Annotated in this window: 32 protein-coding genes; 19 read left to right on the top strand and 13 right to left on the bottom strand. The window is 63.7% G+C overall.

Going from position 1 to position 26,060, the window contains the following annotated elements; genetic code table 11:
- From H3309_RS09425 to H3309_RS09395, 7 genes are read right to left on the bottom strand one after another with little or no spacing between them, the layout of a single operon-like run.
- Positions 1–981, bottom strand: coding sequence for a hypothetical protein (locus H3309_RS09425; RefSeq protein ID WP_182294489.1), 981 nt, complete (start codon positions 979–981; stop codon positions 1–3).
- The gene (gene queC / locus H3309_RS09420; RefSeq protein WP_182294488.1) at positions 918–1,634 is read right to left on the bottom strand and encodes a 7-cyano-7-deazaguanine synthase QueC; all 717 of its coding nucleotides are present in this window, start codon (positions 1,632–1,634) and stop codon (positions 918–920) included. The genes H3309_RS09425 and queC overlap by 64 nt, the downstream gene beginning before the upstream one ends.
- Positions 1,634–2,005, bottom strand: coding sequence for a 6-carboxytetrahydropterin synthase (locus H3309_RS09415; protein ID WP_243453675.1), 372 nt, complete (start codon positions 2,003–2,005; stop codon positions 1,634–1,636). Before H3309_RS09415 ends, queC begins: the two co-directional genes overlap by 1 nt.
- Complete coding sequence (gene dbpB, locus H3309_RS09410; RefSeq protein WP_182294487.1) at positions 2,002–3,066, bottom strand: DGQHR domain-containing protein DpdB; 1,065 nt, start codon at positions 3,064–3,066, stop codon at positions 2,002–2,004. Before dbpB (H3309_RS09410) ends, H3309_RS09415 begins: the two co-directional genes overlap by 4 nt.
- The gene (gene dpdA / locus H3309_RS09405) at positions 3,063–4,337 is read right to left on the bottom strand and encodes a tRNA-guanine transglycosylase DpdA (protein ID WP_182294486.1); all 1,275 of its coding nucleotides are present in this window, start codon (positions 4,335–4,337) and stop codon (positions 3,063–3,065) included. The genes dbpB (H3309_RS09410) and dpdA overlap by 4 nt, the downstream gene beginning before the upstream one ends.
- Positions 4,334–5,440: a DGQHR domain-containing protein DpdB gene (gene dbpB, locus H3309_RS09400; RefSeq protein WP_243453674.1), complete on the bottom strand. Its 1,107-nt coding sequence runs from the start codon at positions 5,438–5,440 to the stop codon at positions 4,334–4,336. Before dbpB (H3309_RS09400) ends, dpdA begins: the two co-directional genes overlap by 4 nt.
- Positions 5,437–6,384, bottom strand: a complete 948-nt coding sequence (locus H3309_RS09395; protein WP_182294485.1) for a hypothetical protein — start codon at positions 6,382–6,384, stop codon at positions 5,437–5,439. The genes dbpB (H3309_RS09400) and H3309_RS09395 overlap by 4 nt, the downstream gene beginning before the upstream one ends.
- Positions 6,385–6,580: 196 nt before the next feature.
- On the opposite strand from H3309_RS09395, the gene H3309_RS09390 reads away from it, so the two are divergent.
- The gene (locus H3309_RS09390) at positions 6,581–7,102 is read left to right on the top strand and encodes a DNA-binding domain-containing protein (RefSeq protein ID WP_243453919.1); all 522 of its coding nucleotides are present in this window, start codon (positions 6,581–6,583) and stop codon (positions 7,100–7,102) included.
- A gap of 396 nt (positions 7,103–7,498) precedes the next feature.
- A complete protein-coding gene (locus H3309_RS09385; protein WP_135086668.1) occupies positions 7,499–7,828 on the top strand; it encodes a DUF736 domain-containing protein in 330 nt (109 codons plus the stop codon).
- Between the two features lie 52 nt (positions 7,829–7,880).
- On the opposite strand, the gene H3309_RS09380 is transcribed toward H3309_RS09385, so the two are convergent.
- Positions 7,881–8,123: a helix-turn-helix domain-containing protein gene (locus H3309_RS09380; protein WP_182294483.1), complete on the bottom strand. Its 243-nt coding sequence runs from the start codon at positions 8,121–8,123 to the stop codon at positions 7,881–7,883.
- A gap of 170 nt (positions 8,124–8,293) precedes the next feature.
- On the opposite strand from H3309_RS09380, the gene H3309_RS09375 reads away from it, so the two are divergent.
- From H3309_RS09375 to H3309_RS09325, 11 genes are all read left to right on the top strand, one after another.
- Entirely contained in the window at positions 8,294–8,563 is a 270-nt protein-coding gene (locus tag H3309_RS09375; protein WP_182294482.1) for a DNA -binding domain-containing protein, read from the top strand.
- 133 nt (positions 8,564–8,696) lie between these two features.
- Entirely contained in the window at positions 8,697–8,918 is a 222-nt protein-coding gene (locus H3309_RS09370; RefSeq protein ID WP_182294481.1) for a transcriptional regulator domain-containing protein, read from the top strand.
- 13 nt (positions 8,919–8,931) lie between these two features.
- Complete coding sequence (locus H3309_RS09365) at positions 8,932–9,480, top strand: DUF2285 domain-containing protein (RefSeq protein WP_243453673.1); 549 nt, start codon at positions 8,932–8,934, stop codon at positions 9,478–9,480.
- Positions 9,481–9,606: 126 nt separating this feature from the next.
- Positions 9,607–9,873, top strand: coding sequence for a helix-turn-helix transcriptional regulator (locus H3309_RS09360; RefSeq protein ID WP_116968946.1), 267 nt, complete (start codon positions 9,607–9,609; stop codon positions 9,871–9,873).
- A complete protein-coding gene (locus tag H3309_RS09355; RefSeq protein ID WP_182294480.1) occupies positions 9,870–10,376 on the top strand; it encodes a DUF2840 domain-containing protein in 507 nt (168 codons plus the stop codon). The genes H3309_RS09360 and H3309_RS09355 overlap by 4 nt, the downstream gene beginning before the upstream one ends.
- A complete protein-coding gene (locus tag H3309_RS09350; RefSeq protein ID WP_182294479.1) occupies positions 10,373–10,918 on the top strand; it encodes a S26 family signal peptidase in 546 nt (181 codons plus the stop codon). The genes H3309_RS09355 and H3309_RS09350 overlap by 4 nt, the downstream gene beginning before the upstream one ends.
- A gap of 37 nt (positions 10,919–10,955) precedes the next feature.
- Positions 10,956–11,291, top strand: a complete 336-nt coding sequence (locus H3309_RS09345; protein WP_182294478.1) for a DUF736 domain-containing protein — start codon at positions 10,956–10,958, stop codon at positions 11,289–11,291.
- A gap of 37 nt (positions 11,292–11,328) precedes the next feature.
- Positions 11,329–12,084, top strand: coding sequence for a lytic transglycosylase domain-containing protein (locus tag H3309_RS09340; RefSeq protein ID WP_398400284.1), 756 nt, complete (start codon positions 11,329–11,331; stop codon positions 12,082–12,084).
- 238 nt (positions 12,085–12,322) lie between these two features.
- Entirely contained in the window at positions 12,323–14,083 is a 1,761-nt protein-coding gene (locus H3309_RS09335; protein ID WP_182294476.1) for a relaxase/mobilization nuclease domain-containing protein, read from the top strand.
- A gap of 16 nt (positions 14,084–14,099) precedes the next feature.
- Positions 14,100–16,073, top strand: a complete 1,974-nt coding sequence (locus H3309_RS09330) for a conjugal transfer protein TraG (protein WP_182294475.1) — start codon at positions 14,100–14,102, stop codon at positions 16,071–16,073.
- Between the two features lie 28 nt (positions 16,074–16,101).
- Positions 16,102–16,509 (top strand): ribbon-helix-helix domain-containing protein, encoded by a 408-nt coding sequence (locus H3309_RS09325; RefSeq protein ID WP_450097657.1) that lies wholly within the window; start codon positions 16,102–16,104, stop codon positions 16,507–16,509.
- A 76-nt stretch (positions 16,510–16,585) separates the two neighbouring features.
- Here H3309_RS09325 and H3309_RS09320 read toward each other — a convergent pair whose 3' ends face one another.
- Positions 16,586–16,951: a response regulator gene (locus H3309_RS09320; RefSeq protein ID WP_182294473.1), complete on the bottom strand. Its 366-nt coding sequence runs from the start codon at positions 16,949–16,951 to the stop codon at positions 16,586–16,588.
- 242 nt (positions 16,952–17,193) lie between these two features.
- Between H3309_RS09320 and H3309_RS09315 the strand changes: the two genes are divergently transcribed.
- Positions 17,194–17,841, top strand: coding sequence for a VOC family protein (locus tag H3309_RS09315; protein ID WP_182294472.1), 648 nt, complete (start codon positions 17,194–17,196; stop codon positions 17,839–17,841).
- Between the two features lie 191 nt (positions 17,842–18,032).
- Here H3309_RS09315 and tnpC read toward each other — a convergent pair whose 3' ends face one another.
- From tnpC to H3309_RS09295, 4 genes are all read right to left on the bottom strand, one after another.
- Entirely contained in the window at positions 18,033–19,652 is a 1,620-nt protein-coding gene (gene tnpC, locus H3309_RS09310; protein ID WP_182294471.1) for an IS66 family transposase, read from the bottom strand.
- Between the two features lie 68 nt (positions 19,653–19,720).
- The gene (gene tnpB / locus H3309_RS09305) at positions 19,721–20,002 is read right to left on the bottom strand and encodes an IS66 family insertion sequence element accessory protein TnpB (protein ID WP_398397918.1); all 282 of its coding nucleotides are present in this window, start codon (positions 20,000–20,002) and stop codon (positions 19,721–19,723) included.
- A 56-nt stretch (positions 20,003–20,058) separates the two neighbouring features.
- On the bottom strand, positions 20,059–20,418 hold the full coding sequence (gene tnpA, locus H3309_RS09300) for an IS66-like element accessory protein TnpA (RefSeq protein WP_182294469.1): 360 nt from the start codon (positions 20,416–20,418) through the stop codon (positions 20,059–20,061).
- Positions 20,419–20,466: 48 nt separating this feature from the next.
- The gene (locus tag H3309_RS09295) at positions 20,467–20,997 is read right to left on the bottom strand and encodes a DUF1993 domain-containing protein (protein ID WP_182294468.1); all 531 of its coding nucleotides are present in this window, start codon (positions 20,995–20,997) and stop codon (positions 20,467–20,469) included.
- 282 nt (positions 20,998–21,279) lie between these two features.
- Between H3309_RS09295 and trbB the strand changes: the two genes are divergently transcribed.
- From trbB to trbJ, 5 genes are read left to right on the top strand one after another with little or no spacing between them, the layout of a single operon-like run.
- Complete coding sequence (gene trbB, locus H3309_RS09290; RefSeq protein WP_182294467.1) at positions 21,280–22,266, top strand: P-type conjugative transfer ATPase TrbB; 987 nt, start codon at positions 21,280–21,282, stop codon at positions 22,264–22,266.
- The gene (locus H3309_RS09285; protein WP_182294466.1) at positions 22,263–22,595 is read left to right on the top strand and encodes a TrbC/VirB2 family protein; all 333 of its coding nucleotides are present in this window, start codon (positions 22,263–22,265) and stop codon (positions 22,593–22,595) included. The genes trbB and H3309_RS09285 overlap by 4 nt, the downstream gene beginning before the upstream one ends.
- The gene (locus tag H3309_RS09280; protein ID WP_182294465.1) at positions 22,595–22,864 is read left to right on the top strand and encodes a VirB3 family type IV secretion system protein; all 270 of its coding nucleotides are present in this window, start codon (positions 22,595–22,597) and stop codon (positions 22,862–22,864) included. The genes H3309_RS09285 and H3309_RS09280 overlap by 1 nt, the downstream gene beginning before the upstream one ends.
- Entirely contained in the window at positions 22,861–25,341 is a 2,481-nt protein-coding gene (gene trbE, locus H3309_RS09275) for a conjugal transfer protein TrbE (protein WP_182294464.1), read from the top strand. Before H3309_RS09280 ends, trbE begins: the two co-directional genes overlap by 4 nt.
- On the top strand, positions 25,341–26,057 hold the full coding sequence (gene trbJ, locus H3309_RS09270) for a P-type conjugative transfer protein TrbJ (RefSeq protein WP_398400281.1): 717 nt from the start codon (positions 25,341–25,343) through the stop codon (positions 26,055–26,057). The genes trbE and trbJ overlap by 1 nt, the downstream gene beginning before the upstream one ends.
- The last annotated feature ends 3 nt before the right edge of the window (positions 26,058–26,060 follow it).

Here is a 26,060-nt window from a genome sequence, read left to right as displayed (position 1 = left end):
TTACCGATCGAACACGGCCAGAACGTTTAGGTCGATCCCGGCTTTCAATGTCCCGACCATGCGAATACCCTGCCGGTAGCCGCGGCGAACCATGTTGTAGGCAAAAACCCCTGTATAATAACGCCCTCCTGGCACAAGATGGAGGTGCATGGCGTCGCCCGCGGTGCCAATCGGCATGCGGAAGTCGATCCATCCGAACCGGCCTTCCGCGCCGGCAGCCTCGATCACTTCCATGCCGACCCGCGAGGAGAAACGATCAGCCAAGGCGCGCCAATAGACCCGTCGGGCGTCCTGATCGGCGTTGTCTGCTGGATACACCGGGCGTTCGGCCTCGGTCGGCCATTGCTGGGCAATATAGTTTTCGTAGAGGCGCGCCGTCGATCCCGCTTCGCACTCGCATGCCATGGGAATGATCGGCGTGTTGCGGGGAATGTCGATGAATGCCAGCATACGCGGCGGATCCTCGGCGGCCGCTTCGAGATCCTGAATCGACAGGGTTCTGCCGTCAAAGGTGGTCGCAGTCCCGTCTGTATCGATGAACACGATCCGGTCTGGATGGTTACTGAGATAGACAAGGGCGATCTCCTCAAGACGGCGTCCGGCCGTGTCCACCCGCACTTCGGTCCGCATCGTGGAGGTTGTCAGCGTGTCGGTCTTCTCGCGTTCTGCATTGACTTGGCCTCGAAGTTTAAGGGCGCCGGTCAGAAAGGAGAGGCCTAAATCATAGCCCGCCTCGGCCTCGCCGCCGAGCAGCCGCCGCCGTGCGGTTTCGCTGACCTCACCAACTTCGCGGCTCTGCACCTCATAGGAAGGTCGCACTACCGCGTCGAACAACCGGGCCGTGAGCGCCTCGTCGACGAACAACGGAGCGTCGAGTAACCACTGGAGTCGCCGTTGCGCCTTCTCGTCGCCCTTACTCATGCCGACGATCCTTCTGCAAAACGCTGCCACCCGCTGGCCCGCAATGCGCAGGCTGGACATGAGCCGCATCCATACCCCCATTCAAACCGTCGCGTGCGGTCTCCGAGATAACAACTGTGACTGTGTTCCTGGATCACGTCCACCAATGCCGCTCCGCCAAGATCGGCTGCCAACTGCCAAGTCGCCCCCTTGTCGATCCACATGAGCGGCGTATGCAGCACGAAACGCTGGTCCATGCCGAGATTAAGCGTGACCTGGAGCGCCTTGAGCGCATCGTCGCGGCAATCGGGATAGCCCGAATAATCGGTCTCGCACATGCCGCCGACCAGATGCCGGATACCCCTCCGATAGGCGATCGCTGCCGCAAAGGTAAAGAATATGAGGTTGCGCCCTGGCACGAAGGTGTTGGGCAATCCCGCCTCACTTGCGGTGATTGCGATTTCGGACGTCATTGCCGTACCGCCGATTTGGCCGAGGGCCTCGATCGGGATCACATGATCGTCACCAAGGCGATCACGCCATCGGGAGTTCAATTCAGCGATCCCGGCCCGTACGGCCTCGCGACAGTCAAGCTCGATGGCGTGCCTTTGCCCGTAAGCGATTCCGACAGTCTCAACAGCCGCGAAGCGATCTAGCGCCCAGGCGAGACAGGTCGCTGAATCCTGCCCTCCGGAGAGGAGCACCAGTGCACGCATGTCAGGATCGGCCGACATCACTCGCCCCAATAGCTGCAGCTTTCGCCGGCGCTGTCGCGGAAGACCGTCACCCGCACCAGTTGCGGGCATTCGGGCTTCACCTTGCGCCAGATCCAGCTTGCCAGATTCTCCATGGTCGCCGGCCCAAGGTCGTTGATCTCATCGAGGAAGCGATGATCCAAGGTTTCACGCGCACCTTCCACCAATTGTTCGACGAGCCCCATATCTGCGACCATTCCGGAAGTCGGGTCAACGGACCCACGAAGTGCGACCTGCGCACGATACGAGTGCCCATGAATGCGCCGCGATCCTTCCGCCGCAATCTCGCGGATCAGCGTGTGTGCGGCATCGAACCGGAAATCCTTGGTGATTTCGTGCAACGCGGTCACCGATCGCTCGCGAGCCGCAGACCGCGCGGTCGCCGGACTAGGCTTACCAGATGAGTTGCCAGCAACTGATAGTCGGCGCCGGTGTTCTGAAGCGTATTCCACAGCCGGCGTTGATCGGTGAATTCCCATTCCCCGCTTCGAAACGCGGTGCGGCCCACCAACGGCTCTAGGCCCGCGACGAAATCGTCCTTCGAGCGGGCCTCTCGATCGAAGGCCAGAGCGTCCATGACATATCCCATCGCGACCAAGCCTACGCCATGGACGAGGCGCGAGGTTTTGGGCGTATGACCCTCCCAGTCATCGGCGAACACCTGGCGTAGCGCCGAAAAGAAATTTGCCACCATCGCATAGCCGGGACCAAGCAAGAGTGAGGTGTCGTCCCGCCAAGCCGATAACGCACCGTCGGAGAGTGATGCCATCAGCACGCGCTGGATGAGCGTGTCCTTGATGACGCCCGCGCGATTGGTGTGCTGCTTGATCATGCCTTTCAATGGCGAGCCTTCGCGATAGTTGAGCGCTTCGACCAGAAGAGCTGCTGCAGTCCGATCAGACAGACGCGGCGGCAGCCCCTCAACGCCCGGCATCAGCTCGTAGATCAGGTCGCGCGGCAGCGGACGAGTAGAGTTAATGAGGATGAACTGCTTATGCAATTCTGCGACCGATCGGCAAAGAAAGGCCGAAACGAGAAGCGGGAAGTCCTGATTCTGCGTGCGGGTTGCTGCGGTCAGCCTCTGCTGACCATCGACCACCCAGCCAGGGGGCACGCTGCCGCCGTCGACCACGAGCACGTCGCTTTTTATGCTTACACCGCCGCAGAAGCCCAACACGATAGCGTTGGGCAGGATCGGCGCCTCGTCTTCGTCGAGATAGTCCTGGATTTCGTTGATATGCGCTTGGATCTGTGGACGCTGAAATCCCACCAGCCTACCGTCTTCACGCCGGTCAGCGCGCTCGATCCGAGCGATCGAGAGAATCTCTGACGCCGTCGCTCGGAAGACCACGACCGGCACGGCCGAAGATTGTTCGAGTTGAAGGACAGGCCCGAGCTTGATTGTCTTCATGGAGAAACCTTGGCTTGCGATTTGAGGAGGCTGTGGAAGACTGCGAGATTGTGAAAGCCGCGCCGTTTGTTGTGGTTGGTCGAGCGGAAAATCAACGCCTCCACTCCGAGTTCGTGGCACACGCGGCAGTCGCAGCGTTCCCAAGGTCGTTCGCCCAAAGAGCGGAGATAGATGGAACGCAACTTGGCAAATTCGGCCGTATTTGATTTCTCAGACTTCTTGTCCTTCCAGAGGACGACGCTGACATAATCGATGATACGATCAACGGTTTGCTCAAGTTCGCCTTCGCCTGAGGCATAAGCTCGTACCGCGCCAAGCGCGATTCGCTCAAGGCGGATCAATTCCTCTTGCCCAACAGTCCGAGCCTTAGCCGACGCGCGCGCATGCCGATCGTCGGCTGCTTGTGGTATTCGCACGGCCGTATAGTGGCCGAGGCGATTGCCATCAGCATAGAAATAGTTCTGCCTGTCGTCCTTAAAGGCCCGAAGCAACGGCGACGTGGTATCGAAGCTGGTTACGCCTAAGCGCTTCAGCCGCGGTGCGTCTTCGACCTTGCCGAAACCCAGCACATGGATGGCGACCTTCGATGCGCCCAGGCGTTCGTTGATCGCCTTGAGCGCTAGCTCGATATCATCGGTGGGCGAACGCGCCATTCCACCGAGGGCTAGGCTACGATAACCCATCTTTACGAGATCGACCGCTGCATCTGCCATACTAGCAGGCGACCATCCCTGAATGGCACCCATGGGCGTAAACCTTTTGCCGAGAGCAACCGAGGTCCGATAGAAATCCGCCGCTAAAGTCAGCGTAATCTCCTGACGCCGACGTGCCTCCTCCGACGGTTCACGGTTATCAGTGAAGAAATCGAAAATGAGGTGATCCACCGAGCAGCCATGGGTAAAGCCACCGTCCGCGTAGAAGGAAAGCGTGTCATCGACAGTGTAAAGCGGCGCATCGGCATCGCGATAGCTGAATGCGCCACAGTCACCCATGACGATGCTGCCGGGGAACTCCGCTTCGGGATAACGCAAAAACGTGCGCGCGCCCTCACGCCGAAACCGCATAGACCGCGCTGCACCATACTTGCCGGAGCGGCGATGATCGCTAAACGCCGCGCGCGATAGCAAGATGCCGTCATAAGGCGCGCGGATCAGATGCTCGTGCGGATAATGGTCATCGTCGTGAACACGACGCTGCCGAGGGCTCCGCGTGCGTTCAAAGTCGAATGCAGGGTCGACCGTATCCGCAGTATCGGCAAAAAGGAATTTCATGCGACGAGCCTTGGCTGATGCTCAAGTCGAATGAGATGATCGCGCAACCGGGCGATGCTCCGCGAAGTGCATTCCACGGTATTCCATTCGATCTCAAGGCCGTCCCACTTACCGTTGGTCCAGCGGCAATGCGGGGCGATCCGTTCAAGCGCGGCGAGCGTCGCTTCGCGCGGCGTGCGCGCCGCGTCCGGTCGGGACAAGATCCGGTCCATCAGATAGCCCATGACCTCAATCCCGGCGGCGTGCATCAGCCGGCTTTCACTCGGAGGAAGTCCCCAAGCATCGGGGAATGCTTCACGCACTGCGCTCCAAAAACCGGATAGCAGGCCGTACATCGCCTGGACATCAGGCTCGCCACCTCCGTGACCATAGGGACTCAGCGCACCAAGCGGCGTCGAGATAGATCGCTTGATTGAGCGCAACAGGGCCTGGTCGCCGATAATGGCGGTCTCGACACCGCCCGGACGACGGATGAGACCACAAAGCGGTGAATCCCGATGTGAATTCAGGGCGTCGACCAGAACACTCGGGATTTTCCGGGGACCGAGATCGCGAGGCAGTACCGCCGCATCCATCGCCGGGAGCAGAGCATCCACGACCGCACGCGGTAGGGGCCGCGCCTTGTTGACCAGCACGAACTGTTCGCGATGGACGGCAATATCCGTGGATACGAACGCGACGACCGGGACGACCATCGTCTTGGCGTCCGCCTTGGCCAACGCCAGCACCCGCTGCTGCCCATCTACGATCCAGCCGGGCTTATTGGGACCGGTCGGCAGGCGCAGGGTCCCGACATCGCCGGTCGGGAGCATTCCGGGCGGCCGCGATCCGCGAGCGGATTTGAAACGCACGTCAGGCGAGAGCGCAAGAAGAATGGGATTGGGAAAGAGGACATCGCCATCGCTCAGATAGCGCGCAATGTCAGCGACATGGCTGCGTATCTCGCCGCGCTGATAGCCTTCAAGCATGCCGGCCGCATCGCGGCCGATCCGGCTGATTTCGGCGATATCGAGCAGCCGGTCTCCCGGAACGGCAAACAGGTACAGATCATGCCCGCCTTGTCGCATATGCAGCGCCCGCACAATCATGGTCGACGTGCTCATGCCATCAATCCTATCATGATGCGCCGGGCGCGCTCCTCTGAGCACGCAATGCCGCAAAGGTCGCGCAGGCGGCGAAGAATTCGGGTGTGGCTGATCATCGGCTCTTCACGAAGCCAAGGGGATATTTGCTGCACAATGACTTGGTCCGAAACCGCTTTCCGGTTGCGAGCGCGATACGGCTTACCGCCTGCCATCATCGCACGAACGGCTTCACGCTCGTCTTCCAGGTTGTAGTTGTCCGTTTCGGCGGCGAGCAAACGCGCATGGGTCAGCAAGGCACGACCGGCGAAATCGCCTTTCGTGCCTTTGAGCGTCATGCCTTCATCATAAGGCATGAGGCAACCGGTCAGCGGCTGCGGCAGATGAGAGGCAAGCCCTGCACCAAAGATCCGAATACGGTCGGCATGGGCCGCAAATTGCTCCAGCATGGGGCGGACCATCCGCGCATAGTCGCGGGTCAGTGCGATCATGATCACCGGTCGGCTCCCGGTCTCTGGCAAGCGCTCCGCTGAGAAGCGGCTCCGACTGACGGCCGCCCACCACTCATCCGGCTTGAACTTGAAGATCCGCTGCGCCACGCCGCCAGCACCGCGGCCGGCGGCCAGATCATAGCTGGGGATCAGCGCTTCCCCCCGAACATAGCCGAGGCCCGCGGAGAGAATGTCGACCTCGGCGTCGAGCAATGCCGCTGCCTGTTTCGCGTAAGCGAAAGAGCGGCCGATATACATTTCTACCGCCGCGACTGTTGGAGTCGCACCGTCGATGGAATCGAGCCATGCGCTGGCCACGTTCTCAAGATCACCGATTGGAAGTGCTTCGACGCTGACTTTGGCGGGAATCGCCTTGCGGGCGGAGCAGCATGCGATCACCAGCGGACGAGTTCGTTTGCAGTTTTTGATGGAAACTGCTGAGTAAACCGCGTGGTCTTCTGAAAAATCTGACATTGATTTTACGAGCAATCTAGCCCACTCCAAAGGCGCGTAAGCGTGTTGCTTGTGTAGCTGGGGCGTTCGATAAGGTCAATCGATCCGATCGCAGCCTGCCTCTTTTGCGCGATCATGGATGTCAGTTTTTCGTGTGAACGGCATCGGTTGCATCAAAATACTGCGCTTTGTAGTTCGATGGAGGAAGTTTTTGACAGTGGTCGAACGCAGAGCACGAGATTTGCAGTGGGACTTTTATGACCGGCAGACCGGGGTGGCTAAGCAGCGCGCCATGGATCGGCTCATTATCGTCAATCAGGTCGAGGCGCTCGTGGAGGGAGGCATGACCAAATCCGCCGCAGTTGCCGCGCTCGCCAGCCTGGGCGACGCCAGCGCGGCGAGTATTTGGACTTGGTTGAGCGCAGTCTCAGGAATTAGCCGTCATGACCGGCTTGCTTACCTCGTGCCGCGCTTCAAAGGGGGTGGGTGCCCGGCTTCGATCGAAAGCAGCGTGCTCGACCGACTGGCCGCAGAATATTTTAGGCCCGAGCGACCAAGCTGGGCTGAATGTGTGCGGAGGGTGAAAACAAGTGCCGACGAGCGCGGAATCGTGCTCCCGCATGCCCGCACACTCTGGCGGCGGCTGAGTGTAATCTACGATGTGCCTACGAGGGCGCTACACCGTGGCGAGCAACTGCCAGCCTGGCTATTACGTCGTCTGCCTGCGAACGACCGCTAAGCAGACCAATGATGCGCGCGGAGCGTTCGGCGAGCGCAGCATGATATGCCGCATGCTCTGGTCTAAGTCGTTTTGACGATCTGAGCGGTCCGTTCGAGCCTGTACTCTCGATCCATGTTGCCAACCATGCGGTTCCATTGCGCACCACCTCAATGCGATCTCTTCATGGGTTTGATCTGTCCGGGACCAGCTTCGCCTCGTCCGCCTAGCCGCAACGGCGGGCTTGCGACTTTCTTCCCCTGACCTTCGGTCATTCCTCGCGAAACAAGAAACTCGCCGCCCTCCGTCCTCCGCTATCGCTTCGGCCGCAAGCGGTGCGGCAGCGTCCGTCCCGGCCTTTGGATCACCCATCGAGACCGCAATCGGGCGGTTCGATCCAAGGAAAGGAACTTCATCATGGCAACCATCGGCACTTTCAAGAAGACGGCTTCGGGCGAATACACCGGCGAAATCGTCACCCTCTCGGTTCAGGCCAAGGGCGTCCGCATCATCCCGCAGGACACTCGCACCAACGACAACGCGCCATCGCACCGGGTTCTGGTCAACCGCGCCGAAATCGGTGCCGCCTGGAGCAAGACCTCGAACGAAGGCCGCGACTATCTGGCGGTCAAGCTCGACGATCCCAGCTTCAACGCGCCGATCTACGCCAACCTCTTCGACGACGAGGGTGGCGAGACCTTCAGCCTCATCTGGTCGCGCCCCAACGGCCGTCGCAACGACGGCTGAGCCGGCCAGACGCCCCGCCCGGACCACCGGGCGGGGCTCTTTGCAATTCGAGCTACGCCATTCGTGCCAGATCAGAATCGTCGTCTTCGATCTTCGCGACAAGGTCGGACGGCTCGACCCCGAGTGGTCCTGCCAAATGAAACAGCGTCACCACCGTGGGGTTGCGACGCCCGCGCTCCAGATCGCTGACATATTGCTGGGTAAAGCCCGACATCTCAGCAAACTGCTCTTGCGTCAGCCCCTTGTCGCGCCGCAAACGCGCGAAGTTCAGTCCCACGAGGCGGCGCATGTCCATGCACGGCACGCTGGACGATACACCTGATGAGGTTTATCTCTTATAAGGTGTATTGGCCCGACTTGAGCTTCGGCGCTGCAAAAGGTGCGTTCAGCTATGCATGACTTGCAAGTATTTTCCGGCGGTAGTTCCGTTATTGCAGTGGCGGGCAAGAGGGGGGATTCGCTGCCATGAGCTGCCGTTTCGACGACATTGCGCCTGAGGTTCCAATAATCACGCCTTATGACGAGGCGCACCTCACCGATTATCTGCGATTGCTCGATGCTGACGCCGACGGAGCCGACTGGCGAGAGGCCATCGCGATCATTTTTGGCATTGATCCTGCCCGCGAACCGGAACGCGCCGAGCAAATGTATGCCTCTCACCTGGCCCGCGCGCGGTGGATGACCGAGGTCGGCTACGCCCATCTGCTGGCGCGCGACAGTGAGCTAAAGCATTAACGTTTCAGTCCATTATGGAGAAAGCTCGGCGCATCGCGTGCATCGCAGCATGCGGATTTGACGCTTTTCGATTCGCGACGGCATCGCCACGCTCTGGTTCGCGGGCCGCGATGGTCGCGGCCAGGAGACTGTCATGTCCAGGTCGTCGAACAAGCGTACCAGTGGCAGTGAGAAGGCGGCCGACACGCTTGGTCGCGCCGAACTCGCCGCCGAATTTCTGAAGCGCAACCGCAACTATCGCGCCGAACATGCGCAGATGGAGCGGCGGATCGCGCGCGGATCGATCGCACGCCAAACCGCCGAAGCCGCATTCGCGCGGCGCTGGGGGTTGTCCTTTCGCCTATGCGCCGGATGACCTTGCCGACACGGTGATCTGGCGGCCCGAGCTAACCGCCGTCACCGTCATTCTTGACGCCCCGCCGGAAGGGTTCGGCGACGCTAAAGCCGTCGATCCGCTGAAGCTTGGCGCGCTGCTGGCCGATCAGGCGGGGGTCGAGGGGCGGCACGTCGTGGTGGCTGACCGGGACGGCGCACATTCGCTTTGGCTGCGCAATCCGACGCCCGGTCAGCCGCTGGCGGCGATCATCCCACTCGACAAGGATTTCACGACGCGGGTGACGAGCCTGCTGCGCTTTCATCGCCGATTGTTCGGTAAGCAATCGGGGCCACCGGCACGCGGATGGCCGCTTAGCCGCTACCGGCAAGCACGCCTCGCCATGATGCTTCAGGCGCTCGATTTGCACCTGTCGGGCGCGAGCTATCGCCAGATTGCCACCGCTATGGGCCGCGAAGATGATGCCGAACTGCCAGCGACCGAATGGAAAACATCGGCCGGGCGGTCGTTCGCAATCCGGCTCGTCCGCGACGCCACTGCGCTGATGAATGGCGACTATCGCAAGCTGCTGCGCATCCGCTGAACCGGCTTGCGCGGGTCTCGGGCAGGGGTGGTCACATCCCCGCGATCACATATCTTCATACTCCACCTCTCCGAGCGCGCTTCGTCATTTTCGCCTCCTGCCACCCCCGACCGCAGGAGCCTGACCTTGCCTGATACGACGCATAATCTGCCGCCCCGCTATCTCCGGACGCCCGAAGCTGCACGCTTCCTGGGCCTGTCCGGGCGGACGCTGGAAAAGCACCGCTATTTCGGGACCGGACCGACCTATCGCCGCATCGGCGGGCGTGTGGTCTATTCGGTCGACGACCTTCAGGCCTGGGCCGATCTCGGCACCAAGCATTCCACCAGCGAGCCGGGCCAGAACGACCTGTTGCCGCGCGCCAACTCGCCCTTCGCACGGAGCCGGCAATGACCGTCTCGCCCACACAACGTGGACACGGCGCTCCGCGTCCCGATAACATGACTCACGTTCAACTGACGTGGATCGAGAAACGGGTCGAACACTGGATCCGCTTCGGTCGGATCGCCAAGGACGAAATTGTCGATCGCCGTCGCCGCATCGTCAGCTTTCGTCCCGGTGCCATCTTCGCGTTCGTTCGCTGGGCCGCCAATGACTTCGGCACGGTCAGCTCGCGCATCGACGTCGTGCGTGCCGTCAGTGCAGGCGAGCCGTTCACGACGCTGCCCTTCGTGCTGCCGGGCGGTGACATTTTGCTCACCATCGAAGGCTGGCCAAAGGTATCCCAAGTGCTCAGCCACATCGACGCGGTGGACTACGCAGGCGTCGATCCGTGCGATACAGCACCCGATCATTGGCGGCATGTCCACAACCGCATCGCTGCCGGGCATCAGCCGCGCGCGTACACGATGGAGCGCCATCGGGCCTGGCTCAAGCGGCGGGAGATCGAAGGATGAGCCGCCGCTTCTATATCCGTGCGACGGTTGCAGCAGCGTCAGCATTCGCCCTGTCATTCGCAGCGATTGTGGTGACTGATCCGCTGCCGCGCATCGTCTGGAACACCAGTGCGAGCGCGCCGATCGGGCTTTATCGAATCCAGCCAGACCGCGATCCGCCGCTGGGTACGCTGGTCGCCGTGGCACCGCCACAGCGCCTTGGCCGCTGGATGGCCGTGCGCGGATATCTCGGCGAAAACGTGCCGCTGTTGAAACATGTGGCCGCCAAGGCCGGGCAGCGCGTGTGCCGGCTCGGCGGCACAGTGACCGTCGACGGCCAGGCGGTCACGCTCGCACTGACACACGACCGGCTTGCACGTCCGCTGCCTGTCTGGCGCGGCTGCCGGACGCTTGGAGCCGACGAGCTGTTGCTTCTCAACCCCGCGCATCCCGACAGCCTTGACGGTCGCTACTTCGGCCCTTTGCCGACAGCAACCGTGCTCGGCCGCGCGATCCCAATCCTCACACGGAAAACGCCCGACGCGCCGCTGATCTGGCGCTGACCTCCTGTCTCGAATTCCAACCGAAAGGACCATTACCATGCAGATCGGCAGCTTCATCCGCACTGACAAAGGCTTCGAAGGCGTTATCGAAACCGCCATGCTCGATATCCGTATCTCGCTCGTCCCGGCTGAGCCCGGCGGCGCCGACAAGGCGCCGGATTGGCGCGTCCATCGCGGCAATGACGGCGAAGGGCCGGAAATTGGCGCGGGCTGGAACGAGAGCGGCGAGCGGACCGGGGAATACGTCTCGCTGCGCATCGACGATCCCAGCTTTCCGCAGCCGATCCGCGCGGCACTGTTCCAGAATGCCAACGATCCGGCGTCCTGGTCGCTGCGCTGGAGCCGCCCGCACAAAGCCCGTGAGCAGGACTGAGGCGGTGCGTGCTGCCGCGATCAGTCGGCCTTTGAACCTGCGTTCGCGCGCCGCAACGCTGACCTTGGCTGCACTGCTGGGTGCGTTGCCAATCTGCCAGACACCGGCATTGGCGCAGGAAGCGAACACGCCACCTGCCCCGTCCGCCGTCGCCCATCCCTATGCGCCGCATGTCGCTGAAGCGGCACTGCGGTTCGGCATTCCCGAGGCTTGGATCTGGGCGGTCTTGCGTGTCGAAAGTGCAGGCAATGCCCGCGCCGTGTCGAGCGCTGGGGCGATGGGCTTGATGCAGATCATGCCCGGAACCTGGGCTCAGCTTCGTGCCCGCCATGGGCTGGGCACTGACCCGTTCGATGTGCGCGACAACATCATGGCCGGTGCTGCTTACTTACGCGAAATGCACGATCGCTACGGCAATCCGAGCGCGATGCTCGCGGCGTACAATGCCGGGCCGGGCCGCTATGATGACCACCTTTCGCGTGGCCGTCCGCTGCCCGCCGAAACAGTCGCGTATCTGGCGCGGCTTGGGTCAATCACCAGCACCGCCCGTACCGTCGAAGTGGCTGTCGTCGCACCGCCTGATCGCTTCGCCTGGCGACGTTCCGCGCTGTTCGTCCGCACATCCGCGGCCACAACAGAAGCTGATTTGGCGCGACCCAAGAACGAGATCGCCGCGGTCGATGAACCCACCGCTCAGCCCGCAGTCGGCCATTCGTCTTCACCAAATCCGCCTGCCGCAACGCCGATCGACAGCCTTTTTGTTGCCCGCGCTGGCGCGGGTCGACCGCAATGATCGCCGCAGTGATCAGGTCGCCCGTCCGCGAGGAAATCAGGATGGATCAGGGAGAAAAGTGCCTGAAAGGACGATTGCAAGATACAAGGCGCACCCCGTTTCGCCGAAAAACCAATGGTTTTCCGTGGCTTCATACGGGGGCGTCGGTCGACGCGCGTGCCGCACGGAAGGGAAAGTCCAGCAATAACAACGCCTCCAATGGCACTATAGGCCATTTTCGGCCGAAAGCGGCCCGGCTGTGAGCGAGGACAGCGAGTTCCGCGTCCGGCCGGGCAAGGCCAAGCGCAGCAAGGCGCTGGGCCGCAATGCGCGCGGCCTTGTGGCCGAGGTCCTCCGTGTCGCTGCGCTCCACGGCGGGACGAAGCGCGCAGGCTGGGGCGAGCCGCGCCGCCGTGGCCAGTCGAGCTTCGGAAAGGGCCGCACCGCGTTCGCCCGCAGCCGCCTGTTCGGCTCGGGCCGGCGCGTCATGGTCAAGATGCTGCCCGTGACCACCCGCAGCCGGGGCGGCCGGCGCTCGGCGCCGCTGTCCGCGCACGTCGCTTATTTGAAGCGCGAAGGCGTCACCCGCGACGGCTCGCCGACGCGGATGTTCGACGCGACCGGCGACAACCCCGACGATCGCTCTTTCACCGAGCGATGCAAGGATGACCGGCATCATTTTCGGGTCATCGTGTCGCCAGAGGACGCCGCCGAGCTGACCGACCTGCGCGAATACACGCGCGACCTCATGCGTCAGATGGAGGCGGACCTGGGGACGCGGCTCGATTGGGTCGCGGTCGATCATTGGAACACCGACAATCCGCACGTCCATTTGCTGGTGCGCGGCGTCACCGACACCGGCGCCGATCTCGTCATCTCACGCGACTACATCAGTCACAATCTCCGCTCGCGCGCGCAAGACCTGGCCTTGGCCGAGCTGGGGCCGAAGCCCGAGCATCAAGTCCAGCGCACGCTCGACCGAGAGGTATCGGCCGAGCGCTGGACCCGGCTCGACACCGAGATCCAGCGCGCCGCCGACGAGTTAGGCGTCATCGACCTGCGCCCCGAGCGGCCCGGCCCGGACGATCCACGGCTCCGCCGCTTGATGATCGGCCGGTTGCAGCACCTGGAGACAATGGGGCTCGCGACCGAAGGAGATACCGGCCAATGGGCGGTAGCCGAAAGAGCGGCGGCGAAGTTGCGCGAGCTGGGCGCGCGAGGCGACATCATTCGCACGATTGGCGCGGCGCTCAAGGCTCGCGACCAGGACCGGCCGCTCGACAGCTACGCCGTCGTCACCAACGCGCCCGAGAAGCCGATCGCCGGCCGGCTGATTGACAAAGGGTTGCACGACGAGCTTACCGGCACCGCCTATGCCGTCATCGACGGCACGGACGGGCGCACTCACCATGTCCGGCTGCCCGGCATCGAGGCGCTGGAGCACACACCGAAGCTCGGCGGCATCGTCGAGTTGCGCGCGATCGGGCGGGCCGGCGAGGAGAAGCCGACGCTGGTGCTCGCCACGCGCTCGGACCTCGACCTCGCCGCTCAGATCAAGGCGCCCGGCGCGACCTGGCTGGACCACCGGCTGATCGAGCGCGGCGCGGGCGTCGCGGATGGCGGGTTCGGCGCCGAGGTGCGCCGGGCGATGGACGCGCGCACCGACCATCTTGTCCGGCAGGGGCTCGCGCGGCGCTTCGGCGAGCGCACGGTGTTCGAACGCGGAATGCTCGATACGTTACGCAAGCACGAGCTGGACTCCGTTGGGTCCAAGATCGCGAGCGAGATGGGGCTGGCCTACCGACCGACCCAAGCCGGCGAGAAAGTGGCCGGCGTCGTCCGCCAGCGTCTTGCGCTCGCCTCCGGCCGCTTCGCCATGATCGACGACGGCCTCGGCTTCCGGCTCGTGCCTTGGGTCAGCACCCTCGAACAGCAGCTCGGCCGTCAGGTGTCCGGGGTCGTCCGCACCGGTGCCGGCATCGACTGGACGCTCGGCCGCAAGCGCGGCCTTAGCATCTGACCGGAAGGAGACGTCAATGTCCGCAACCAAGATTCTCTGGGGCCAAGTCATCACGGTGTTTCTCATCGTGCTCGCTGCAGTGTGGGGCGCGACGCAGTGGACCGCAGCCGCGCTCGCCTATCAGCCGGAACTTGGGCCGCCATGGTTCATGGCTTTTGGATGGCCGATCTATCCGCCGCCCGCGTTCTTCTGGTGGTGGTTTTCGTTCGACGCCTATGCGCCCGACATCTTCCAGACTGGTGCGTTCATTGCGGCGTCGGGCGGGTTCGTGTCGATTGCTGTCGCCATCAGCATGTCAGTGTGGCGCGCGCGCGAACTGAAAAATGCCGAAACCTATGGCTCGGCGCGCTGGGCGACCGAAAAGGAGGTGCGTTCCGCTGGTCTTCTCGGTCCGAACGGCGTGGTGCTTGGAAAGCTCGCCGACGACTATCTTCGCCATGATGGCCCGGAGCACGTGCTTTGCTTCGCGCCCACTCGCAGCGGCAAGGGCGTGGGGCTGGTCATCCCGTCACTCCTGACATGGCCGGGCTCGGCGATCGTCCACGATATCAAGGGCGAGAACTGGACATTGACCGCTGGCTTTCGCGCCCAGCATGGCCGTGTGCTGCTGTTCGATCCGACCAACGCCGCGAGTGCTGCCTACAACCCGCTGCTCGAAGTCCGGCGCGGCCAGTGGGAGGTGCGCGATGTGCAGAACGTCGCCGACGTGCTGGTCGATCCCGAAGGTAGCCTTGAGCGCCGCAATCATTGGGAAAAGACATCGCATTCGTTGCTCGTCGGCGCGATCCTGCACGTCCTCTATGCCGAACCTGACAAGACCCTGGCGGGGGTGGCCGCATTCCTGTCCGATCCGTCGCGCACGATCGAGGAAACGCTGGCGGCGATGATGGCCACGCCGCATCTCGGCGAAGCCGGTGTGCATCCCGTTGTCGCATCTGCCGCGCGTGAATTGCTAAACAAGTCCGACAACGAGCGGTCAGGTGTGCTCAGCACGGCCATGTCGTTCCTTGGCCTCTATCGCGATCCCGTCGTCGCGCAGGTCACGCGGGCCTGCCAGTGGCGCATATCTGATCTGGTCGAAGGTGGCCGCCCAGCGACGCTCTATTTGGTCGTACCGCCAAGCGACATCTCGCGCACCAAGCCACTGATCCGCCTCATCCTCAACCAGATCGGACGGCGGCTGACCGAGGAGCTGACGCCGAACGGCAACCGCCATCGCGTTCTGTTGATGCTCGACGAGTTCCCTGCGCTGGGGCGGCTCGACTTCTTCGAGTCCGCCCTGGCGTTTATGGCGGGCTATGGGCTCAAGGCATTCCTGATCGCGCAGAGCCTTAATCAGATCGAAAAAGCGTACGGTCCGAACAACGCCATCCTCGACAATTGCCATGTCCGCGTGAGCTTCGCCACCAACGACGAACGCACCGCCAAGCGCGTATCGGACGCGCTCGGCACCGCCACCGAGATGCGGGCGATGAAGAACTACGCCGGGCATCGCCTCTCGCCTTGGCTGGGGCATCTGATGGTGTCGCGACAGGAGACCGGACGGCAGCTGCTGACGCCGGGCGAAGTGATGCAGCTCCCACCAGACGACGAGATCGTGATGGTGGCCGGCGTCCGCCCAATCCGCGCGAAGAAGGCGCGCTACTTCGAAGACCGACGTTTTGCGGAGCGGATCATGAACACTCCGAACCCTGCGGTTGACGCAGTGCGTCCTGACAATTGGGCCGGATGCGCCGCCGTCGCCAATCCGGCTGATATCGCCAGGATCGTCAAGGCCCTGGACGACGCAGCCAATGGCGGGCTGCGCCGCGAGCCGGAACTGCCCCAGCACGTCGCGATCGCCCCAGAAGAGACAGCACCGCCCGCAAAAGAGTTCTCGATCGTTGATGACGCGCAAACCGACGCGGCCAAGCAGGCAGCCCTGAGCCGCCAGATGCAGCGGATCGCGCGGCAAGCATCGCTCGATCCCGGTGACGGTATCAAGCTCTAGGAGATCGCCCTTGCGAACCCGGCTTAACGTGTATTTTCCGCCTGCGCTCGCCAAGCAGGTCGACGAGCTGGCGATCAGGCGTCGCATCTCTCGTTCGGCCATCGTGGAAGCAGCGGTGGCGTCCTACCTGTCGCCGGACGGTGCCGACCGCATGGAGGCAGCGTTTGCGCGGCGGCTCGATCGTTTGTCGCGACAGCTCCAGCGGCTTGAGCGCAACACGGGGCTGACGACAGAGGCGCTGACCTTGTTCGTGCGCTTTTGGCTGTCTGTCACACCGCCGCTGCCCGAAGCGGATCAGGCGGCCGCGCAGGTGAAGGGTCGCCAGCGCTATGAAGGGTTCGTTGAAACCCTCGGTCGGCGCTTCGCCAGCGGGAAGACCCTGCTCGACGATATACCTTCAGACGTTTGGCCCAAGGATCCTGGTCAATCGGAATGACACAATGGATTGTTGGATCTCCGCTTCCCCGCACACATCATTCTGCCAATCCCGAGGCCGACGAAGACCCCTCTGCCTAGGTAGGGGACCGAAATGGACGCAGCGACGCTTCTGCCACGCCCGCGCGAAGGACGGAAAGGTCGAAAGGCTTTTCGATTATCAAAGCGTCCGGCAAACGTTCGCGGACCTCAGAACCGCTGGCGGTGACGAAAATGACCGGTATTGGCTTGTCAGCGCAAATGGTGAGAACTGCGTCGGTGCCTGTGCCGTCGATGATCCGGTGGTCGGCCACAATAAGGTCAGGACAACGCCGCTGAGCAGCCTCGATGGCACCTCTCACAGAGGGGACCATGTCGAATTCCGAGTATCCCATTTGCTTGAGGGCTTCTTGCAACAAAAGGGCAAGAGCCCACTCGTCTTCGATGATAAGTGCATGCGACATCGAGGCTACACCTCATCATGCGAACGCGGTAAACGGGAGCCGCCGGTACCAAGCTGGCAGTTTAAAATGCGGATCCTATAGCAAATGATAATACGAACCGGCTTGACTTATGTTGGCTTTGGCATGGGCGATGTCGAACGACACCTCACTGCTGAACCTTAGTTCGTAAGGCGATGATGCTTGGATTTTGTCGGTAAGCGAGCCTTCAACCAGCTGTTTTTGATAAGATCAGAGAAGCAGCCATGATCGACCACATCTTTATGCTCATCGATCCCGATGGGCCCGCAATCGACCGGATGAATGCGTTAGGCCTCGTAGAAACCTATCGGCGCACGCACGAGGGCCAAGGCACGCGGAACGTTTGCTACGGCTTCGACAACATGTTTCTCGAATTGCTGTGGGTGGACGACCCTCAGGCTGCGCTAAGTCCTCCGATCAGAAGAACGGGTCTTTATGATCGCTCGCTTTGGCGAACCAACGACGCTTGCCCATTCGGAATTGCTTGGCGAGCAACGACCTTGGCTGCCGAGCCGGCCATATCGACCTGGGCGTTCTCGCCGCCCTATCTTCCCGACGGTATGGCGATTGCCGTTGCGGAAGATAGCGACGATTTCCGACAACCCATGATGTTCCGGTCTCCGGGTTCAGCACCACCGATCGATTGGCCGCCGGAGAGGCGCGGCGACCTGCAGCATGGGTGTGGTCTGGGGGCAGTGCAGGAGATCGTTTTGACACTGCCAGCCTCTTTAGGGCCAAGTGATGCGCTGAAGACCATCGCTGCAGATTGTCAACCTCACCTCACGCTCACACGCGGGAGCGCCTGGCGTTTGGAGATCCGGGCTGAGGGGCTGAACGGGAGTCCTGGACTGATAATCGGGTTACCGCACTGACCGAGCCGCGCGGTTGCTGAGCCGATCCTGACTACAGGCATCTCAATCCACCAAGAGGTCCCATCACGTAGATCGCAGCACTGCGGCTGCTTTCGAAGCCTCGGCAGCGTTTGAGCAGTCCATTGCTAGGCGGCTGACACCTTGTGCCGCGTATGCATTCGGTGAGTGCCGCAGGCGGTGGCCGGTAATGGTCAGGCGGCGATCGGCAGCCGGTCCTGCGCGGTCTTCCAGTTCCAGGGCAGCAGTTCGGCAAGGCGCTGCTGCGGGATGCTGGCGATGCGGGCGAGGACGTCGGCGAGCCAGGCCTGCGGATCGACGTCGTTGAGCCGGGCGGTGGCGATCAGCCCGAACATGAAGGCGGCGCGCTGGCCGCCGCGGTCGGAGCCGGCGAACAGCCAGGCCTTGCGGCCCAGCGCGACGGGACGCAGCGCCCGTTCCGCCGCGTTGTTGGTCAGGCAGATGCGGCCATCGTCGAGGAAGGCGGCAAAGGCCGGCCAGTCGCCGAGCATGTAGTCCATCGCCTTGGCCACCGGCGAGCCGCGGGACAGGGTGGCACGCTGCTGCTGCAGCCAGTGGTGCAGGTCGGCCACAAGCGGCGCGGCGTGCTGCTGCCGCGCGAGACGCCGTTCCTCGGCGCTGTGGCCAAGGACGGCGCGCTCGACGGCGAAGATCGCATCGATGCGGCGCACGGCTTCGACGGCCAGCGGTGCGACCACCGGCTGTGTGCGCCGCCGCTTCTTGAGCTGCGCCGCGGCATCGGCAAGCTCGAAGAAGTGGCGCCGGGCATGGGCCCAGCACAGGGCGCGCTGGACCGGCAGCGGCTTGCGATCGGCATCGAACAGCCGATTGTAGCCTGCATAGGCGTCGGCCTGAAGGATGCCATGCCAGCCCTCGAGATGCGCCAACGGATGCTCGCCCCGTCGGTCACGCGAGTAGCGGAAGATCGCTGCCGGCGGACCGGTGCCGCCAAAGGGCCGGTCATCGCGTGCATAGACCCAGAGGCGTCCCGTATCGGTCTTGTCACGGGCCAGCACCGGCACGGTGGTATCGTCGCCGTGGAGGCGCTCGGCCGCCAGGACATGGGCCTCGATCAGCCGGTGCAGCGGCGTCAGTGCCGCCGTGCAGGCGCCGACCTGGTCGGCAAGGGTGGCAAGGCTGAGCTCGACGCCTTCGCGGGCATAGCGGTCGCGCTGGCGGTTGAGGGGCTGGTGCTGGCCGAACTTCTCGAAGAGCAGCATGGCGAGGAACGCCGGGCCGAACAGGCTGCGCGGCGTCACATGGAACGGCGCCGGCGGCTGCGTGATCGCCTCGCAGTCCCGGCAGGAGACCTTCTCGCGCACGGTCTGCACCACCTTCCACTGGCGCGGGATCACCTCAAGCGTCTCGGTGACGTCCTCGCCGAGCTTCGAGAGCCGTGTTCCGCCACAGGACGGGCAGGCACACGGGGCCGGGATGACCACCCGCTCGCGCGGCAGGTGCTCGGGCAGCGGCTTGCGGGCCGGGCGGCGGCGCTCGAACGGCGCAACGCTGGTTCGTGCCGCGGCCAGGAGGCCAAGCGCCTCGTCCTCGCTGGCGGTGGTCTCCAGTTCCTCGAAGCCGAGTTCCATCTGGTCGACGAGCTGCCGGCTGCGCTCCGACCGCGGCCCGTAGAGCGCCCGGCGCATCTTCTCGTTCTGCAGCTCGAGGAGTGCGTTGCGCGCTTCGAGATCGGCGTTGATCGCCCGCACCCGGGCGGCATCGGCGGTCGCGGCATCGAGCGCTGCCATCAGGGCAGCGACGTCGATCCGGGGCCCGGCGCCGGCAGCTTCCATGGGCGGCATGGAATCACAGACCGTCGTGCAGGTGAAGCAAAAAGCGCCGGAAAGCCGTCGCTTCCGGCCTATCCCGCCGCCGTCGGTCGCCAGCTGTGCTGCGGGTTGCGCCAATCGATGCCCTCGAGCAGGCATGCCAGTTGCGCCGCGGTCAGCGAGACGATGCCGTCGGTCGCAGAAGGCCAGATGAAGCGGCCCTTCTCGAGGCGCTTGGCATAGAGCGACAGGCCGATGCCGTCGTGCCAGATGATCTTGACCAGCGAACCGCCCCGGCCGCGGAACACGAACAGATCGCCCGCAAAGGGATCGCGGTGCAGCGCCTGCTGGACCAGCAGCGCCAGGCCCTGCATCCCCTTCCTCATATCCGTGTGACCCATGGCGATCCTCACGCGCGCACCGGGTGGGATCACCGCAGCGCCCTCAGCACAGCGCCGGCCAGCGCCGGTGATGCCGAAGCCGAGATGCTGACCCGGCCGCGCGGCATCTCGACGATCACCACCGCGCCTGACGCCCCTGCCGCTGGCACCGGGCCATGCGCCTCCGTCACCACCGCCTCGGCAAAGCCGAGACCCTCGTCGACCGGCGTCAGCGGCGGCGCGAACTGCTTGCGCCAGGCATAGACCAGCGACGTGGAGACATCGTGCCGCCGCGCTACCTCCGACACGCACGCACCGGGAGCAAAGGCCTCCTGCAGGATCCGCAGACGCTCATCCTGAGACCACCGGCGCCGGCGCTCCGGCCCAGCAAACACCGACACCTGACCCATCAGGACACTCCATCGCGCGCTCACAAGCGCACGCTAAAGCGCACTCAGTCAGGTCAACGACAAGGCGGCTCCCACCGAAGGGATACTGTGCCGCTCCATATGCGGCAGGAAATCCATCTTGCCCAATGCCAACCCTGCATTGCGTAGCAAAGCGTAAGCCATTGTGACGTGGAAATAGAAATTCGGCACGATCCAGTCTTGGATATCTTCTTCCGAAGACATCAGGAACCGAACGCCATTGGGCAAGGTCAGATCGACTGGCGCGTTACCGTCGGCCCATTCATTCGGGTCGACCGCCTCAATCAGTGAGCGAACGGCGGCGATCCGCTCTCGAACTTCCCCTAGCGTGCGGTAGGCCGCCTCCTCAAGCGGAACGGTCTTTCCGGCCACCTGGTTGAGACCCAACAACACTTGGTTAAGCGCGACGCGGAACTGCAACTCCAGAGAAAACATATCTTCGGTAAGCTTCGCGGCGAGCACATCGTCCGTCATTCCGGCGTCCTGAGCCTTGCTCGCGAGATGATCGAGCGTGCCCAGCATGTTGACGAAGACATTTTGAGCTGAATGGGCGTAAGTCATCTCGAACTTTCAGTAGCAAAACTGCACCAGTGCTAAAGCACCTGTGACTAAGATCAGTGGGCAATCAGCCATCACTTGGTCGGCGTGCTGATTCGCAGCCAACGAGGAAACCGGGTCACCTTCGCGCGGATTGATAGCAAGGCTGACACGCCCTCCGCAACCTATTTGCCGCCGCCTATACTACGCCGCCAACTATCTGTTGCGACGAGACAATTCCTGCGTCTCTTAATCTGCCCCGACAGCCGGGCGGCGGTTCGCCCGGTCCATCGCAGGGGCCAATCCTTGTCCGTTCAGCCGATCCGATCCGAAGCAAAATCCCGCGGCGCGCGGATGCTGCGCACCGCGCTCGGGCCTTCGATCGCTGCCTGGCTAGACGACCCTCTTGTCATTGAAGTGATGCTCAACCCGGACGGCCGGCTGTGGCTTGACCGGCTCGGCGAAGGCATCGGCGATACCGGCGAGCTGCTGTCCGCCGCCGATGGCGAGCGCATCGTCCGCCTGGTCGCCCACCATGTCGGTGTCGAGGTCCATGCCCTATCCCCGCGCGTCTCCGCCGAGCTGCCGGAAGGAGGTGAGCGGTTCGAGGGGCTGCTGCCTCCCGTCGTCGCCGCGCCGGCCTTTGCGATCCGCAAGCCCGCCGTCGCCGTTTTCACGCTTGCCGATTATGCGGCGGCCGGAATCATGTCGGCGGTCGAAGCTGAGACTCTGCGCCACGGCGTCGAGACCCGGGCCAACATTATCGTCGCGGGCGGCACCGGCAGCGGCAAGACCACGCTGGTAAACGCGCTCCTCGCCGAAGTTGCCAAGACCACCGACCGCATCGTTCTGATAGAAGATACCCGCGAGCTGCACTGCGCCGCGCCCAATCTCGTCGCAATGCGGACCAAGGACGGCGTCGTCTCGCTATCCGATCTCGTCCGGTCCTCCCTGCGCCTGCGCCCCGACCGTATACCCATCGGTGAGGTGCGCGGCGCGGAAGCGCTTGATCTCCTCAAAGCCTGGGGCACCGGTCACCCTGGCGGGATTGGCACAATCCACGCCGGGACCGCGCTCGGCGCGCTGCGCCGCATGGAGCAGCTCATTCAGGAGGCCGTCGTATCGGTCCCCCGCGCGTTGCTCGCCGAGACCATCGACCTGATTGCCGTCCTCGTCCGGGATGGGCACGGCCGCCGCCTCGCCGAACTGGCCCGCGTCGACGGGCTCGACCCCGCGACCGGCGACTACCACCTCACACCGCTCACCACACCCCAGACCGGAGACCTGCCATGATCCATGCCCTTCGGCATGGCGCACGCCGCGCCATGCTCACCGCCACCGCCACCGTGATTGCGCTGACCTTCGCCGTTCCCGCCCAGGCGGGCGGCTCGTCGATGCCGTGGGAAGCCCCGCTCCAGTCGATCCTCGAAAGCATCGAGGGGCCGGTCGCCAAGATCATCGCGGTGATGATCATCATCGTCACCGGCCTGACGCTGGCTTTTGGCGATACGTCGGGCGGCGCGCGGCGGATGATCCAGATCGTGTTCGGTCTGTCGATCGCGTTTGCGGCCAGTTCGTTCTTCCTGTCGTTCTTCAGCTTCGGCGGCGGGGCGCTGGTCTGATGGAAAGCAGTGAGCCGATCCCCGGCTATTATGCGCCGGTCCACCGGGCACTGACCGAGCAGATATTGCTCGGCGGCGCTCCCCGGTCGCTCGCCATCGTGAACGGCACGCTGGCGGGCGCGATCGGCCTTGGTCTGCGTCTCTGGATCGCCGGCATCGTCATCTGGGCCATCGGCCATGCGCTCGCTGTCTGGGCCGCGCGCCGCGACCCGCAATTCGTGGACGTCGCCCGGCGACACCTGCGTTACCCGAACTGGATGCAGCCATGATGAGCCTGCGTGAATACCGTAGCAAGGCAGCGCATCTCGCCGACTTCCTGCCCTGGGCCGCGCTGGTCGGCGAAGGTATCGTGCTCAACAAGGATGGGTCGTTCCAGCGCACGGCGCGTTTCCGGGGACCGGATCTTGATTCTGCAACGCCCGCCGAACTGGTCGCTACAACCGCGCGGCTGAACAATGCGCTGCGCCGCTTGGGCTCGGGATGGGCGATCTTCGTCGAAGCGCAGCGCACACCGGCGCTCGACTATCCGGATGATGTGTTTCCCGATCCCGTATCGGCCTTGGTCGATATGGAGCGGCGTGAGCAGTTCCGCGAGGCAGGCGCGCATTTCGAAAGCGCCTATTTCCTGACGGTGCTGTGGATGCCGCCCGCCGAAGAAACCGCGCGCGCCGAAAGCTGGCTCTATGAGGGCCGCTCGACCAGTGGTGCCGATCCGCGCGAACTGCTCAAGGGTTTCGGCGATCGCAGCGACGGCGTGCTGGGCCTCGTCGAAGGCTTCGTGCCCGAGGTGCGCTGGCTCGATGACGCCGAGACACTGACCTATCTGCACAGCACGATCTCCACCCGGCGCCAGCGTGTGCGCGTCCCGGAGATACCGATGCACCTCGACGCGCTGCTCGCCGACGAGCCGCTGACCGGCGGGCTGGAGCCGCGCCTCGGCGATCATCATTTGCGCACGCTCACCATCACGGGATTTCCGAGCGCGACATTCCCGGGCCTGCTAGACGAGCTCAATCGGCTCGCCTTCGAATATCGCTGGTCGACCCGCGCGATCATGCTCGACAAGACCGACGCGACCAAGCTGCTCACCCGCATCCGCCGGCAGTGGTTCGCCAAGCGCAAGTCGGTCGCAGCCATCCTCAAAGAGGTGATGACCAACGAGGCGTCAACGCTGCTCGACAGCGACGCTTCGAACAAGGCAGCCGACGCCGATACCGCCTTGCAGGAGCTCGGGGCGGACTATGCCGGGATGGCTTATGTCACCGCGACGGTAACGGTATGGGATTGTGATCCTGCCACTGCCGCAGAGAAGCTTCGGTTGGTCGAGAAGGTCATCCAGGGCCGCGACTTCACCGTGATTCCCGAGGGCATGAATGCGATAGAGGCGTGGCTGGGGAGTCTGCCCGGCCACACCTATGCCAATGTCCGTCAGCCCCCGATTTCCACCATCAATCTCGCCCATCTGATCCCGCTGTCAGCGGTGTGGGCGGGGCCGGAACGGGACGAGCATTTCGGTGCGCCCCCCTTGCTCTATGGCAAGACCGAAGGCTCGACCCCGTTCCGGTTTTCGCTTCATGTCGGCGATGTCGGTCACACGCTGATCGTCGGTCCGACCGGTGCGGGCAAATCCGTGCTGCTCGCGCTGATAGCGATGCAGTTCCGCCGCTACGATAAGGCGCAAGTCTTCGCCTTCGACTTCGGCGGCAGCATTCGCGCCGCCGCGATCGGCATGGGCGGCGACTGGCAGGATCTCGGCGGGATGCTTGCCGACGAAGCGGGCGACGGCGTGCAACTCCAGCCGCTCGCCCGTATCGACGCTCCGGCAGAACGCGCCTGGGCGGCCGAATGGCTGGCGGCAATCCTCACGTCCGAGGGCGCTGCGGTCGACCCACAAGCGAAAGAGCATCTGTGGTCGGCGCTTGGCTCGCTGGCGTCCGCACCAGTGTCGGAGCGCACGCTGACCGGGCTCGCCGTGCTGTTGCAAAACCAGCAGCTCAAGCAAGCGCTCGCGTCCTATTGCATCGGCGGACCTTGGGGCCGGCTGCTCGACGCCGAGGTCGAACTGCTCGGCGAGGCCTCGGTGCAGGCGTTCGAGACCGAGGGCTTGGTCGGTGCTGGCTCCGCTGCCGCAGTCCTGTCCTACCTGTTCCATCGGATCGAGGGCCGCCTCAATGGCTCGCCGACCCTCATCATCATCGACGAGGGCTGGCTTGTACTCGACAGCCCGGACTTCGCCGCACAACTGCGGGAATGGCTGAAGACGCTCAGAAAGAAGAACGCCAGCGTCGTGTTCGCCACGCAGAGCCTCGCCGACATCGAGACGAGCGCCATCGCCCCGGCCATCATCGAGAGCTGCCCGACGCGCATTTTCCTGCCCAATGAGCGCGCCGCCGAGCCGCAGATCGCCGCCATCTACGAGCGGTTCGGACTTAACGCCCGCCAGATCGAAATCCTCAGCAGGGCGACGCCGAAGCGCGACTATTACTGCCAGTCGCGGCGCGGCAACCGGCTGTTCGAGCTGGGGCTGGGCGAGGTCGCGCTCGCCTTTACCGCCGCGTCGTCAAAGACCGACCAGCTCCGCATCGCCGAAATCGTCGCGGCTCATGGCGCCAAGCGCTTCGCCGCAGAATGGCTGCGCCATCGCGGCCTCGCCTGGGCGATCGAACTTCTTCCCGAAACCGACCCTCAACCCTCCGCCCGCGACCGGGAAGCCGCGAGCCAACATTTTTCGATGGAGATAGAATGATGAATACACCCTTTTTGCGCCGCGCATTCCTTGCCGGCGTCCTTGCGACCCCGAGCGCCTTGCTCGTGACCGTCACGACCACGCCTGCGTCCGCGCAGATGATCGTCAAGGATCCGACCAATTACGCGCAGAACGTGCTGCAGGCGGCGCGCGCGCTTCAGCAGATCAACAACCAGATCACGCAGATCCAGCAGCAGGCGACAAGCCTGATCAACGAGGGCCGCAATCTCGCATCGTTGCCGTTCAGCTCGCTCCAGCAATTGCAGCAACAGGTCCAGCGCACCCAGCAGCTTCTGGGCGAGGCGCAGCGCATCGCCTATGACGTGCAGGACGTCCAGCAGGTGTTCCAGGGCCGCTATCGCGGCGCTGCATTGAGCGGCACCCACGCCGAGATGGTCGCCAACGCCAATGCCCGCTGGCAGGACAGTGTCGGTGCGTTCGAGGATGCGCTGCGGGTTCAAGCAGGCGTGGTCGGCAACATCGACGGTGCTCGGACGGCGATGGACCGGCTGGTCTCGTCGAGCCAGTCCGCGACCGGCGCGCTCCAGGCCGCGCAGGCGGGCAACCAGCTACTCGCGCTGCAATCGCAGCAATTGGCCGACCTCGCCGCATTGGTTGCCGCGCAAGGGCGTGCCGACGCACTGGAGTCGGCGCGAACTGCGGCGATCGAAGCCGAGAGTCGCGAGCGGTTCCGCCGCTTCCGTGACCGCAACTGACCT

It is taken from the genome of Sandaracinobacteroides saxicola (genome assembly GCF_014117445.1).
Classification (GTDB): Bacteria; Pseudomonadota; Alphaproteobacteria; order Sphingomonadales; family Sphingomonadaceae; genus Sandaracinobacteroides_A; species Sandaracinobacteroides_A saxicola.
The sequence above is the reverse complement of the archived record's forward strand: the minus strand, read 5'-3'. Positions and strand labels throughout refer to the sequence as shown.

Excerpts from the sequence above, each read along its gene's own strand:
- H3309_RS09425 (WP_182294489.1), bottom strand. The coding sequence starts at position 981 with ATGTCCAGCCTGCGCATTGCGGGCCAGCGGGTGGCAGCGTTTTGCAGA.
- queC (WP_182294488.1), bottom strand. The coding sequence starts at position 1,634 with ATGTCGGCCGATCCTGACATGCGTGCACTGGTGCTCCTCTCCGGAGGG.
- dbpB (WP_182294487.1), bottom strand. The coding sequence starts at position 3,066 with ATGAAGACAATCAAGCTCGGGCCTGTCCTTCAACTCGAACAATCTTCG.
- dpdA (WP_182294486.1), bottom strand. The coding sequence starts at position 4,337 with ATGAAATTCCTTTTTGCCGATACTGCGGATACGGTCGACCCTGCATTC.
- dbpB (WP_243453674.1), bottom strand. The coding sequence starts at position 5,440 with ATGAGCACGTCGACCATGATTGTGCGGGCGCTGCATATGCGACAAGGC.
- H3309_RS09395 (WP_182294485.1), bottom strand. The coding sequence starts at position 6,384 with ATGTCAGATTTTTCAGAAGACCACGCGGTTTACTCAGCAGTTTCCATC.
- H3309_RS09385 (WP_135086668.1), top strand. The coding sequence starts at position 7,499 with ATGGCAACCATCGGCACTTTCAAGAAGACGGCTTCGGGCGAATACACC.
- H3309_RS09380 (WP_182294483.1), bottom strand. The coding sequence starts at position 8,123 with ATGGACATGCGCCGCCTCGTGGGACTGAACTTCGCGCGTTTGCGGCGC.
- H3309_RS09375 (WP_182294482.1), top strand. The coding sequence starts at position 8,294 with ATGAGCTGCCGTTTCGACGACATTGCGCCTGAGGTTCCAATAATCACG.
- H3309_RS09370 (WP_182294481.1), top strand. The coding sequence starts at position 8,697 with ATGTCCAGGTCGTCGAACAAGCGTACCAGTGGCAGTGAGAAGGCGGCC.
- H3309_RS09355 (WP_182294480.1), top strand. The coding sequence starts at position 9,870 with ATGACCGTCTCGCCCACACAACGTGGACACGGCGCTCCGCGTCCCGAT.
- H3309_RS09350 (WP_182294479.1), top strand. The coding sequence starts at position 10,373 with ATGAGCCGCCGCTTCTATATCCGTGCGACGGTTGCAGCAGCGTCAGCA.
- H3309_RS09345 (WP_182294478.1), top strand. The coding sequence starts at position 10,956 with ATGCAGATCGGCAGCTTCATCCGCACTGACAAAGGCTTCGAAGGCGTT.
- H3309_RS09330 (WP_182294475.1), top strand. The coding sequence starts at position 14,100 with ATGTCCGCAACCAAGATTCTCTGGGGCCAAGTCATCACGGTGTTTCTC.
- H3309_RS09320 (WP_182294473.1), bottom strand. The coding sequence starts at position 16,951 with ATGTCGCATGCACTTATCATCGAAGACGAGTGGGCTCTTGCCCTTTTG.
- H3309_RS09315 (WP_182294472.1), top strand. The coding sequence starts at position 17,194 with ATGATCGACCACATCTTTATGCTCATCGATCCCGATGGGCCCGCAATC.
- tnpC (WP_182294471.1), bottom strand. The coding sequence starts at position 19,652 with ATGGAAGCTGCCGGCGCCGGGCCCCGGATCGACGTCGCTGCCCTGATG.
- tnpB (WP_398397918.1), bottom strand. The coding sequence starts at position 20,002 with ATGCAGGGCCTGGCGCTGCTGGTCCAGCAGGCGCTGCACCGCGATCCC.
- tnpA (WP_182294469.1), bottom strand. The coding sequence starts at position 20,418 with ATGGGTCAGGTGTCGGTGTTTGCTGGGCCGGAGCGCCGGCGCCGGTGG.
- H3309_RS09295 (WP_182294468.1), bottom strand. The coding sequence starts at position 20,997 with ATGACTTACGCCCATTCAGCTCAAAATGTCTTCGTCAACATGCTGGGC.
- H3309_RS09285 (WP_182294466.1), top strand. The coding sequence starts at position 22,263 with ATGATCCATGCCCTTCGGCATGGCGCACGCCGCGCCATGCTCACCGCC.
- H3309_RS09280 (WP_182294465.1), top strand. The coding sequence starts at position 22,595 with ATGGAAAGCAGTGAGCCGATCCCCGGCTATTATGCGCCGGTCCACCGG.
- trbE (WP_182294464.1), top strand. The coding sequence starts at position 22,861 with ATGATGAGCCTGCGTGAATACCGTAGCAAGGCAGCGCATCTCGCCGAC.
- trbJ (WP_398400281.1), top strand. The coding sequence starts at position 25,341 with ATGAATACACCCTTTTTGCGCCGCGCATTCCTTGCCGGCGTCCTTGCG.